We start from the raw sequence: 12,059 nt of genomic DNA on the forward strand, positions 1-12,059 counted from the left end.
ACGGTTCCGTCGGGGAGTGTGATGTCCGGTCAGCCCCAATCGCTTGCTTTCCGTCTGCTGTTCACGGCCGTGCTCTGGAGCGCGGTGACGCTGGTGCTCGCCGGTCTCTTTATCACGACACTTTATCAACGCTCGGTAGAACGCGCGTTCGACGAGCGTCTCGGTGTGTATTTGAAGGTTCTGATCGGCGAACTGACTTTTGACGCCGATACGTCCGCGGAACTCCCCGATCCCGGCAATCTCGGCGAGCCGCGCTTCGCGCTGCCCTTGTCGGGCTGGTATTGGCTGATATCGCGCGCCGATACCGCTGCCATCGTACTGACGTCGGAGTCTCTGGCCGGCGACACGCTGGCACTCCCGGCACCGAGCGAAGCGGCTGCGACAGGGTCCCGCCCCTGGAAGGGCTATGGCATCGGACCGGGCGGGACCGAATTGCGCATCTTGTCCCGCCGCATCACTTTCCCTGACAACACCGCCTATCTCGTTACGGTTGCCGGCAATGCCGATGATATTCGAAACGAGATTTCGGGCTTCCGCTACAGCGTGGCTGGTGCTCTCGCGCTGCTCGGTATCGGGCTGGTGATCGGCATCATCCTGCAGGTCCGTATCGGCCTGCGGCCGCTCGGGCGGATGCGCGAGGCGCTTGCGGCGATCCGCACCGGATCGAAGGACCGCCTCGATGGGGAATATCCCCGCGATATTGCGCCGCTCGCGAATGAACTGAACGCTCTCATCGAATCCAATCGTCAGGTGGTGGAGCGCGCCCGCACCCATGTCGGCAATCTTGCGCATGCGCTGAAAACGCCATTGAGCGTGATCCTCAACGAATCTCGTGCGCAGAGCGGTCCGCTCGCGAACAAGGTCGTCGAGCAGTCGGAACAGATGCAGGACCAGATCGCACATCATCTTGAACGCGCGCGAATGGCCGCACAGCGGCGTATTATCGGCGCAGTTACTTCCGTCGGGCCGGTCGCGACCCGTCTGGTGCGCGCGATGCAGCGGATTTACGAAACCCGCGGGCTCGATATCCGCATGATTGGCGACGAGAGCCTGCGTTTTGCCGGCGAGCAGCAGGATCTTGAAGAAATGCTCGGCAACCTCCTCGACAATGCCTGCAAATGGGCAAAAGGGGAGGTTGTGGTGTCGCTCCGCGGCGTGACTGAGCGCATCGGCGGCGATCGCGCGATGCTACGCATCGAGGTTGCCGACGATGGTGCCGGACTGACACCCGAACAGCGCCGCGAAGCACTCAAGCGCGGCAAGCGCCTGGACGAAACCGTGCCGGGCTCCGGCCTTGGATTGTCGATCGTTGCCGAACTTGCCGGACTCTATGGCGGGCGGCTGTCGCTCGAGCAGTCCGAACTGGGAGGATTGGGGGCGGTGCTCGAATTGCCGTCCGTATGAAACTGCGAATTTTGACCCAATTCGGCCACGAATCTGTGCGACCGGGTTGGTGAAACCTGTGGGGTGGGATGCAGTAGGGTTTCCTTCACGTTTCGAGGCTTTTATCGAAGCATGGCGTCCCCGAAAGTGAGGTATTATGGAGATGAAACTCGCGAGGGTTCTGGCTATCGCTGTGGTTGGCGTCGGCCTCGTTGGATGTAACGAAGTCGGCCCCAAGCAGGGAATCGGCACGGTGGCTGGCGCAGTCGCTGGCGGCGTGATCGGCCACCAGTTTGGCGGCGGCACCGGAAAGGCGGTCGCAACTGCCGCAGGTGCTGTGATCGGCGGCCTGATCGGTTCCGAGATTGGCAAGGCGCTGGACGATGCAGATCGTCGCGCTGCCTATGAAGCCGAGATGCGTGCGCTCGAATTCAACCGTTCGGGAACCCCGGTGAACTGGCGCAATCCCGACAGCGGCAATTATGGTGAGGTGGTGCCGGGTCCGGCCTATCGTATCAACAGCCGTCAGTGTCGCGATTACACCCATACAGTGTACATCGCCGGCCGGCCTGAGGTCGTCCGCGGCACCGCCTGCCGGACGCCCGATGGAACGTGGCGGCAGATCTCCTGATCGAACCGCGCAAAGACCTGAAATTCCAGCGGGAAGGGGGCGATCGTTCGCCCCCTTTCTTTTTGCCTGTATTGTCGCACTGCGAAAAACCCGAATGCGCGGGTGCCCGGCAACGGCTGGAACTTAAATGGGAAATCAGCGCTGCGGGGCGTTGCGCTAATTGAATGTTAAGTGCTTTTCGATTTGATGGCCGGGAATCCTGCGCGTCATCGGATGCGGGGCCGTTCACCCGGGTACTTGTTTATCGGTCATGTCGAAGAAACTGCAGACATTCATCGAGGAATTGTCGCCGCAGGCGAGACATATGCTCGTGGCCAGCGTCGAGGCCGCGAAAAATCGTGGCGAAAGCCAGCCGCAATTCGACATGATTCTGTCCTTTGCGCGCCCGCTGGTGCGAAAAAACGGCGTTGAAAAACCGCGCCGCGATCATCTCATGCGGTCGTTCTTCGACCCATTCACCCAGTTTCTCTTCGACGGTTCCAGCGGTCTGAAGTTTCCCGGCAGAATTGCCCGTAGCTCGCTCAAACCGATCTGGATCTGGATAACCCGCGATGTTGTGCCGGGTCGTGTCGACCAGTTGATGCACGAGTTCAATCTGAAATCGGGAAATTTCGAGGAGTCGGACATCGCCGCATGCGGTGAAAAGCTGCGTGGTGAAGTACTGCCGACAGTCCGCGCGCATCTCAAGGAACTGCGGGAAGTCCCGCGAGGTTACGCGCGGCTTGCGTCGCAACTCGGCGGCATGTCGGTCATCAAGGATCTTGAGGATCTGCTCGCGATCGATGCCCGCTACCCGGTGCTTGCCGCTGTCCTCGAACAGATGCCGGACGTGATCACGGCGCACGACATCGAAAAGGATAGTCCGGTAACGAACCGCATTCGCCGCTTCCTGACCGAATCGTCCGGTGACGGCGACTGGCTGGCGGTCGCACTGTTGGCGAGGCTGGACCACCCCGCGCTGCTGGTCCCGCTTGCAGTGGTTCTTGGCGGCACCGACAACGGCAAGGCGCTGGCATCGACGCCGTTCTCGGTCTTCGTGCGCCTCGCGCTTCACCAGCTCGAATACGCCGTCGCCAAGGTCCAGCATGACCTCCACGTGCGCGTGCCGACGGACCAATTGCTCGAATCGCTGCGCGCCTACCACCTGGTCCAGCGCAAGCTCGCGGTCGAAATAGATCTAGACTCGGCGCCCGACTGGTTTGCGATCGTAGCCAGCGCCCGGCGCGATATCTCCGAAGCGATCAAAGCCCAGATCGAACCGGTCGCCGGGATGGTCAACCGGACACTGCGGCACAATCCTGCAAACGAAGCCAGCGCGCGTTTCGACGACTACGAGGCCGAGGATGCCGAGCGTGGCCTCGCAATCCTCGCCGAGGTTCGCCGTTGCCGGGAGAGCTTTGCCCTCAACGAAGTGCTGACGGTGACCTGGCGGCGTGTCGAGCAGGCGCTCGAGCTGTTATCGGCAGCGCTGCTCGAAACGTTGCGCAAGTCGACCGGCCATGCAGCGGAAGTCGTCGACAGGAAACTCGCCTCCGCGCTGCATTTCTCGTCGATGGTCTTTGGCGAGGAGTACACCAAGACGATGCGGCGCAGTCGCGCCAACGCGCTGCAGGCTTCGTCGAAAAAGGCCTCAAACGGCTAGGTTTTCAAGCCCTTCGATAATCGCAGAAGCGGAAATGCCGCGACCTTTTGGCACTTTCTTGCCCGTTGCTGTTGCCCACCGGCCTAAGCCGAACTACCTCTTCCCCGACAACTCGCGAACCGGCAAGCGCAGTCCTACGGATTGAGCCGCGCTCGCGGATATGCCATTGGCTGCGCGAACAGGGGCCATTGTCGACCATTGTCGGCATGGTTGCCTGAAGTGTTGTTTGGAAGTTGGAAAGCGCCGGTGACGATGACGTTTTGGGCTATCTTGGCCGCATTGACGGTGATTGCGATTGCGGCGGTCCTGGTGCCGCTGCTGCGCGCGCGGGTTTCGGTTGCCTCGAAGTCCGAACACGATGTGGCCGTCTACAAGGATCAGCTCGGCGAGATCGATCGAGACGTCGAACTCGGCACGCTCAATCCGCAGGAGGCGGAAGCCGCACGAAGCGAAGTGGCGCGCCGTCTGCTGCGCGCGTCGCGCGAGGCGGACGAGGGCAGCCCGCGAGGCAGCAGCGGGGGTCGCCGTCTCGCCGTGATTGGGCTGGCGCTCATCGGCGTACCGGTGCTTGCGGGCGGGCTTTACTGGTCGCTTGGCTCGCCGCAGATGCCGGATCAGCCGCTCGCCGGCCGCCTGCAAAACGTGCATGGCGGCAATGATATCGCCGCGCTCGTCAAGCGGATGGAAAACTTCCTCGCGGAAAACCCGGACGACGGCCGTGGTTGGGCCATCGTCGCACCGATCTATCTGCGCATTGGCGCAACCGAAAAGGCCATCACCGCCTTTACCAACGCGCTACGCTTGAACGGCCCGAACGCCGATCTCGAAGCCGGTCTCGGCGAGTCCCACGTCGCCCAGGAAGACGGAACCGTGACCCCCGAGGCCCGCGCAGCGTTCGAACGCGCGGTCAAACTCGATCCGAAGGCCGTTCGTCCGCGCTTTTTCCTCGCCGTTGCGCTCAACCAGCAAGGCAAGCACGCCGAATCCGTTGCTGCCTGGGACGCGTTGCTGAAGGACGCGGATCCGGAGGCGCCGTGGGTGCCGTTTGCCCAACGCCAGCTCGCGTCGGCTCGTCAGGCCGCCGGCATGGCGCCAGTGACGCCGGCAACACCGCCGGCTCAGGCCGCAGCTAAATCGACGGATGGCGCGCGCGGACCGACGCCGAGCGCTGAAGACGTCGCACGTGTTCAGGCGATGGCGCCGGAAGATCGCCAGGCGATGATCCAGAACATGGTCAGCGGACTGGCCGAACGCCTCGAAAGCGATGGTGGTACGGTCGACGAATGGTTGCGTTTGCTCAATGCGTACGGTGTGTTGGGCAAGAAGGACGAAGCAGTGGCCGCGCTCGCCAAGGCGCGCGCCGCATACGCTGACGACGCGGCAGCGCTTGAACGGTTGGCCGCGATCGGCAAACGTCTCGGTTTGCCGGAATAGGTGATGTAATCTGGGGCTGGGGCTCGACACATGACCGTGGGCACCGTCGAACGGGGCTACGGTCGTTAACCGGGAAGAGGGAGCGGTACGGTCCAAAGATCGCCACCGGCTCCGAAACGGAGAAAGAGTAAGAACAATGTCGCGCAAGCAGCGTCGTTTGACCCTGATCGGAATGGCCGGCCTCGTCGTTGCCGTCGCCGTTGGCCTCGTTCTCTTCGCCCTCGAAGACCAGATCGTGTTCTTCCAGAGCCCGACCGATGTCGCGACGAAACAGATCCCGGCCGGACAGCGCATCCGCCTCGGCGGTCTCGTCGAGGAAGGGTCCGTTGTGCGCGGCGAAGGCGAAGTCATCACCTTCAAGATCACCGACACCGCCAACGTCGTCCCGGTCACCTTCAAGGGAATTCTCCCTGATCTGTTCCGCGAGGGGCAGGGCGTCGTCACCGAAGGCGTGATGACGACAGCTGGAACCTTCGAGGCCGACAGCGTGCTCGCCAAGCACGACGAGACCTATATGCCGAAAGAAGTCGCCGACGCGCTTAAGGAACAGGGCGTGTGGCAGGGCAACGAAACCAACTGACGTTGCGAGAAGGGTGGCGCATCCGGCCGGGTGCCGCTATTTCCTTGAACCGGGAATGGCGGCCTGATCCGGTCGCGCCTTAACCGGAATGCACGGGAGGACATCGGACCGATGTTTGTCGAACTTGGCCACTACGCCCTCGTACTTGCCCTGGCGTTGGCGCTGATCCAGTCGATCATTCCGATCTGGGGGGCCGCTACCCGCGACGGGCGGCTGATGGCGATCGCCGGCCCGGTCGCCGGCGTTCAGTTCCTGATGATCGGCGTTGCCTTTGTGGCGCTGACGCAGGCCTACGTCCTGTCGGATTTCTCGCTGCAGAACGTCTGGGCCAACTCCCACTCGACCCAGCCGCTGCTCTACAAATACACCAGCGTATGGGGCAATCACGAAGGCTCCATGCTGCTGTGGGTGCTCATTCTGGCGCTTTTCGGGGCGCTGGTCGCCGCCTTCGGCCACAACATGCCGAAGACATTGAAGGCCAACGTGCTGGCCGTCCAGGCCTGGGTGTGCGTCGCCTTCCTCGCCTTCATCCTGTTCACCTCGAACCCGTTCGAGCGTATCGCGCAGGCGCCCATCGAGGGACGTGACCTCAACCCGATCCTGCAGGATATCGGCCTCGCCATCCATCCGCCGCTTCTCTACATCGGCTATGTCGGCTTCTCGATCGCCTTCTCCTTTGCCGCTGCCGCCCTTCTCGAAGGACGGATCGACGCCGCCTGGGCGCGCTGGGTCCGTCCCTGGGTCCTGATTGCCTGGATTTTCCTCACGCTCGGCATCGCGATGGGCTCCTACTGGGCCTACTACGAGCTCGGCTGGGGCGGTTTTTGGTTCTGGGATCCGGTTGAAAACGCTTCCTTCATGCCGTGGCTTGCCGGCACCGCACTGCTCCATTCGGCAATCGTCATGGAAAAGCGCGACGCGCTGAAGGTCTGGACGATTCTGCTCGCCATTCTGACCTTTTCGCTGTCGCTGCTCGGCACCTTCCTGGTGCGTTCGGGCGTGCTCACCTCGGTGCATTCCTTTGCGACCGACCCGACGCGCGGCGTCTTCATCCTCGGCATTCTCGCGCTTTTCATCGGCGGCGCCTTTGCACTGTTTGCCTGGCGTGCGCCCATGCTGCGGCAGGGCGGCCTGTTCTCGCCGATCAGCCGCGAGGGCGCGCTGGTCTTCAACAATCTGTTCCTGACCGCCTCCTGCGCGGCCGTCCTGTTCGGCACGCTCTATCCGCTCATGCTCGAAGCGACCACCGGCGAAAAGATCTCGGTCGGCGCCCCGTTCTTCGACATGACCTTCGGCTTGCTGATCCTGCCGGTGCTGATCGCCACGCCGTTCGGCCCGCTGCTTGCCTGGAAGCGCGGCGACATCGTCGGCGCGACGCAGCGGCTGTTCGTGGCGTTTGGCCTTGCCATCCTGTCAGCCGCCATCACCGCGTGGCTGGTTGATGGTGGTCCGCTGCTTGCCGTGATCGGCGTCGGCCTTGCCGCCTGGATCATGATCGGCGCCTTTGCCGAAATGGCCAGCCGCATGAAGCTGCTCCGCGTGCCGTTCGGCCAGTCGCTGACGCGTCTTGCCGGCATGCCGCGCACCGTCATTGGCACCGCGCTCGCCCATTTCGGCGTCGGCGTCACCGTTCTCGGCATCGTCGTCACGTCCGCCTGGCAAACCGAGCACATCCTCGTCATGAAGGCCGGCGATACCGCTGACATCGGAGCCTACGAAGTCAAGCTGCTTGGTTCCGAAACCCGCGACGGCCCGAACTTCAAGGAATACGCTGCCCATTTCGAGCTGAGCAAAGGCGGCGAAATGGTCGCCAAGCTCGATCCGTCGAAGCGCGTCTACACCGCGCGCGGCATGCCCACGACCGAGTCGGCGATCTACACCATCGGCTTCTCGCAGGTCTATCTCGCCATCGGCGATCAGCAGGGTGGCGGCGGTCTGGCCGTACGTCTCTACTGGAAACCGTTCGTGACCCTCGTCTGGCTCGGGTCTCTGGTCATGGCGTTCGGCGGCGTGATTTCGATGACGGATCGCCGGCTGCGCATCGGCGCGCCCAAGCGGGCGAAAAAACGCCAGACAGCAGCGGCGGCGGAGTAGAATCATGCGACAGATCCTGTTTGCCGTCTTGATGTGTCTCACCGCATTCGTGGTTCCCGCCCACGCCGTCGAGCCCGACGAGATGCTCGACGACCCCAAGCTCGAGCAACGCGCCCGCGACCTGTCGGCGAAACTGCGCTGCCTCGTCTGCCAGAACCAGTCGATCGACGATTCCAACGCCGATCTCGCCAAGGATTTGCGCGTTCTCGTGCGCGAACGGCTGAAGGAAGGCGACACCGACAGCGAAGTGATTGACTTCCTCGTTGACCGCTACGGTCAGTTCGTGCTGCTGGCGCCGCGCTTCAGCGCCCAGACGGTGCTGCTATATGTCGGCGCCCCGGCGGTTCTGGTGCTTGGCATCATCGCCATCGTCGTTGGCTACCGTCGGCGCAATACGCAAGTGGCAGCCAAGGATACGGCGGCCCTGTCCGACGACGAAGCGGCCGAACTGGCGCGCGTGATGGCTGATAAGGAAGAGAAATAGAGCATCGCGCAGCCAATTGAACCAATTGGCGTCGACAAAGATGCGGCCAAAAAAGCGACGGAGCATTTTGCCGTTTCAACGTGTAGGCAAAATGCTCGGAGGCCCCTCGTCAGGGCCTATGCCACGACGCATCCTTCGCCAGCTCCAACGGACCATCGCCAACGGAGGGTTTCCATGGCGCCTCGCATGCAGTCGCTCAGCTTTCCCGGCAGCCACGGCGCAACCCTTGCCGCCCGTCTCGATCTGCCGGCGGGTCCGGTGCGCGCCTACGCGCTGTTCGCGCACTGCTTCACCTGTTCCAAGGACCTGGCCGCCGCCCGCCGCATCGCCGGTGAGCTGACCCGTCACGGCATTGCCGTGCTGCGCTTCGACTTCACTGGTCTGGGCTCGTCGGAAGGCGAGTTCGCATCGACCGACTTCTCCTCAAATGTGGGTGACCTGCACGCGGCAATCGACTATCTGCGGCAACATTTCGAAGCGCCGAGCCTGCTGATCGGCCATTCGCTCGGCGGCGCGGCGGTGCTGGTTGCCGCCCCCGACGTGCCGGAAGTAAAGGCCGTCGCCGTCATCGGCGCGCCGTCCGACGCCGAGCACGTCATCCAGAATTTCCATTGCCACGTCGAGCGCATCGAGGAAGAGGGCAAGGCCGAGGTAGAACTGGCCGGCCGCACCTTCACCATCCGCAAGGAGTTCCTCGACGATCTGCGCCAGCAGACCGTGCGCGAGCGCATCGGCCACATGCACAAGGCCCTGCTCGTGTTGCATGCGCCGCTCGACAACATCGTCGGCATCGACAACGCGACCGAGATTTTCATCGCTGCTCGACATCCCAAGAGCTTCGTCTCCCTCGACACCGCCGATCACCTGTTGAGCGACGCGGAAGACGGCGCTTACGCGGCCAATGTGATTTCCGCCTGGGCGTCCCGCTTCATCAAGCCCGAGCCGGAGGTCGCCGGCACTGAGCCGCCCGCCGTGCGCGTCGTCGAAACGGGGGAGGGCAAGTTTCAGAACCTCGTCCAGGTCGGCCGCCACCGCCTCTTTGCCGACGAACCGGAAAAGGTCGGCGGCCTCGATACCGGCCCGTCACCCTACGATTATCTGTCCATCGCGCTCGGCGCCTGCACGACGATGACGCTGCGGCTTTACGCCGAGCACAAGGGACTGCCGGTCGAGCGGGTCTCGGTCGATGTGCTGCACGCCAAGGTGCACGCCGAGGATTGCGGCGACTGCGCCGAAAAGGATCGCGAGCGCGGCGGCCGAATCGACCGTTTCGAACGCCGTATCTCGATCGATGGCGACCTCGATGCCGACACCCGCGAACGGATGCGCCAGATTGCAGACCGATGCCCGGTCCACAAGACGCTGACCACGGGGGCGTCGGTCGTCACGGTGCTTGCCGAGGAAGACTGAGTCGCAATCGCGTTCACGGCGTCAGAGAAATGCCAACGGCGCACCCGAAGGGAATCGGATGCGCCGCCGCAGTTGGTGTTGTCCTCTCGAGATCAATCGTCGCTGTCGTGACCGCCGTCGCTGTCGCTGTCGCTGTCGCCGCCGCCATTGCCACCGCCGTTGCCGCCACCATGGCCGCCGCCGTCGCTGTCGTGGCCACCATCGTTTTCCCCGCCGCGACCGCCATCATCACTGCCGCCACGACCACTGTCGTCATTGTCTCCCCGACCGTCGTTGTCGCGGCCGTTGTCATCGTTGGAGCGCTCGCCGCGATCCTCGTTTTGGGCCATGCGGTCGTCGCTGCGGTTCGTCTCGGTGCGCGAACCGTTGTCGTAGCCACTGACGGACACCGGGTTCTCGAGGATATTCGCCGCGGTCGCGCCGGTAACGACGGGAGCGAGCAGGGCGAGAGCGATGGCCGTGGTGGTAAGGAACTTCTGCATTGGTGTTCTCCTTCGGTGCGTTTCCATTTGAACGATGACCGAAGGCGTAAAGGACCCACACTGACGAGGGCCTGAGAGGCCCTATCATAGTTCCGTCAGCTTGCATCAAGTCATTGAAAAGAAATTGGGAAAAAGGAATTTTTGTGCAGTTTCCCGCAGCGCGCGTTGCTCTGCCGGCGATTTTGGCGGCTCGCTCGACCGCAACATTACCAAGATTTAATGCGCCCGACATGCAGCGGTAAGGCGACGCGAACCATATTTCTTCGCAAGTGGAAGCGATGCCCGACCGCTTCCCTGTTTTGACTACGGTCAGACTTCCAGAGGAGATATTCACGCGATGAGTGACAATTTGAACCGCAAATACGGCTGGACCGCCCGCTTGATGCCGCGCACCAAGACGGTGCTGATGGCGAGCGCGCTTGCCATCGGCATGACCGGTGTCATTGCCGGCCAGTCGGTTCTGTTCACCGGCGACAGCGCCCAGGCCGAGCAGATAATTGCCGCGACCGCGCCGGCGAGTTTCGCCGATTTGGTCGAGACGGTCTCTCCCGCCGTCGTATCCATCCGCGTCAAGGCGCAGGCCAAGACCGAACAGTCCTTCTTCGAAGGCATGCCCGACATCCCGCGCGGTCACCCGCTCGAGCGTTTCTTCCGCCGCTTCGGCGAGGAAGGCCCGCGCGGTTTCCAGAATCATCCGCGCCGCAAGCGTCCGTTCACCCAGGCGCAGGGCTCCGGCTTTTTCATCTCTGCCGATGGCTATGCGGTGACCAACAATCACGTCGTCGAAAACGCCGAAGAGGTGACCGTCACCACCAACAGCGGCAAGGAATACACCGCCAAGGTGATCGGCTCCGACGAGAAGACCGACCTCGCGCTGATCAAGGTCGAAGGCAACGGCGACTTCCCGCATGTGAATTTCGCCGATGAGGACATTCGCGTCGGCGACTGGGTCGTTGCCGTCGGCAATCCGTTCGGCCTCGGTGGCACCGTCACCGCCGGCATCGTTTCGGCCCGCGGCCGCGACATCGGCGCCGGCCCGTATGACGACTTCATCCAGCTCGACGCCCCGATCAACCGCGGCAACTCCGGCGGTCCGACCTTCAATCTGAAGGGTAAGGTCGTCGGCGTGAACACCGCGATCTTCTCGCCGTCGGGCGGCTCGGTCGGCATCGGCTTTGCCATTCCCGCTTCGACCGCCAAGCAGATCATCGACGATCTGAAGGACGACGGTAAGGTCGTGCGCGGCTGGCTCGGCGTCCACATTCAGACCGTCACCGACGACATCGCCGAAGGTCTCGGCCTTGACGAGGCAAGCGGCGCGCTGGTCTCCGAACCGCAGGCCGGTGGCCCGGCCCGCAAGGCCGGCATCAAGTCGGGCGACGTCATCGTCTCCGTCGACGGAAAGAAGGTCGACTCGGCCAAGGAACTCGCCCGCCGCATCGCCGGCTACGCCCCTGGCTCCGAAGTCGAGATCGGCCTTCTCCGCGATGGTGGCGATACGACCATCACCGTTACGCTCGGCAAGCTGACCGACGCTGGCAAGGGTGGCACTCCTGCCGAGGAGGTCGATCCGTCCGACCTTGATCAGCTCGGCCTGGTGCTTGCGCCGGCATCGTCCGTCGCCGGCGCCGGCGACGAGGGTGTCGCGGTTACCAATGTCGACCCGTCCGGTCCTGCCGCCGAACGCGGAATCCGCACTGGCGATATCATTCTCGAGGTCGGCGGCAAGCCGGTTTCGACGCCGGACGATGTCCTCGCCGCCCTTGCGGCTTCCGAGAAGAGCGGCCGCAACGCGACCCTCCTTCGGGTGCGCACCGGCGACGCCACGCGCTTCGTCGCGCTTCCGGTTTCGCGCGGTTAACCCGACCCCGAAACCGAAGTACCCAATGACCGGGCCTCTAGCCCCCGACCGGTCAGGG

General features: G+C 63.3%; 10 protein-coding genes. All 10 read left to right on the forward strand.

Annotated features, from left to right (window positions below; all coding sequences use genetic code 11):
* Window positions 1-21: 21 nt before the first annotated feature.
* A complete protein-coding gene (locus C0606_00570; protein ID PLX39073.1) occupies window positions 22-1,404 on the forward strand; it encodes a histidine kinase in 1,383 nt (460 codons plus the stop codon).
* Between the two features lie 142 nt (window positions 1,405-1,546).
* On the forward strand, window positions 1,547-2,014 hold the full coding sequence (locus tag C0606_00575) for a hypothetical protein (GenBank protein PLX39629.1): 468 nt from the start codon (window positions 1,547-1,549) through the stop codon (window positions 2,012-2,014).
* A 250-nt stretch (window positions 2,015-2,264) separates the two neighbouring features.
* The gene (locus C0606_00580) at window positions 2,265-3,656 is read left to right on the forward strand and encodes a hypothetical protein (protein PLX39074.1); all 1,392 of its coding nucleotides are present in this window, start codon (window positions 2,265-2,267) and stop codon (window positions 3,654-3,656) included.
* Between the two features lie 252 nt (window positions 3,657-3,908).
* On the forward strand, window positions 3,909-5,090 hold the full coding sequence (gene ccmI, locus C0606_00585; protein PLX39075.1) for a c-type cytochrome biogenesis protein CcmI: 1,182 nt from the start codon (window positions 3,909-3,911) through the stop codon (window positions 5,088-5,090).
* Window positions 5,091-5,226: 136 nt separating this feature from the next.
* Window positions 5,227-5,670, forward strand: a complete 444-nt coding sequence (locus tag C0606_00590) for a cytochrome c maturation protein CcmE (GenBank protein PLX39076.1) — start codon at window positions 5,227-5,229, stop codon at window positions 5,668-5,670.
* Between the two features lie 111 nt (window positions 5,671-5,781).
* Window positions 5,782-7,764 (forward strand): heme lyase NrfEFG subunit NrfE, encoded by a 1,983-nt coding sequence (locus C0606_00595; protein ID PLX39077.1) that lies wholly within the window; start codon window positions 5,782-5,784, stop codon window positions 7,762-7,764.
* 4 nt (window positions 7,765-7,768) lie between these two features.
* Window positions 7,769-8,248: a cytochrome c-type biogenesis protein CcmH gene (locus C0606_00600; protein PLX39078.1), complete on the forward strand. Its 480-nt coding sequence runs from the start codon at window positions 7,769-7,771 to the stop codon at window positions 8,246-8,248.
* 174 nt (window positions 8,249-8,422) lie between these two features.
* Window positions 8,423-9,658 (forward strand): osmotically inducible protein C, encoded by a 1,236-nt coding sequence (locus C0606_00605; protein ID PLX39079.1) that lies wholly within the window; start codon window positions 8,423-8,425, stop codon window positions 9,656-9,658.
* 147 nt (window positions 9,659-9,805) lie between these two features.
* Window positions 9,806-10,033, forward strand: coding sequence for a hypothetical protein (locus tag C0606_00610; GenBank protein PLX39080.1), 228 nt, complete (start codon window positions 9,806-9,808; stop codon window positions 10,031-10,033).
* Window positions 10,034-10,477: 444 nt separating this feature from the next.
* Window positions 10,478-12,001, forward strand: a complete 1,524-nt coding sequence (locus tag C0606_00615) for a hypothetical protein (GenBank protein ID PLX39081.1) — start codon at window positions 10,478-10,480, stop codon at window positions 11,999-12,001.
* Window positions 12,002-12,059 lie beyond the last annotated feature (58 nt).

This window comes from Hyphomicrobiales bacterium, from assembly GCA_002869065.1.
Taxonomy (GTDB): Bacteria; Pseudomonadota; Alphaproteobacteria; order Rhizobiales; family Rhodobiaceae; genus Rhodobium.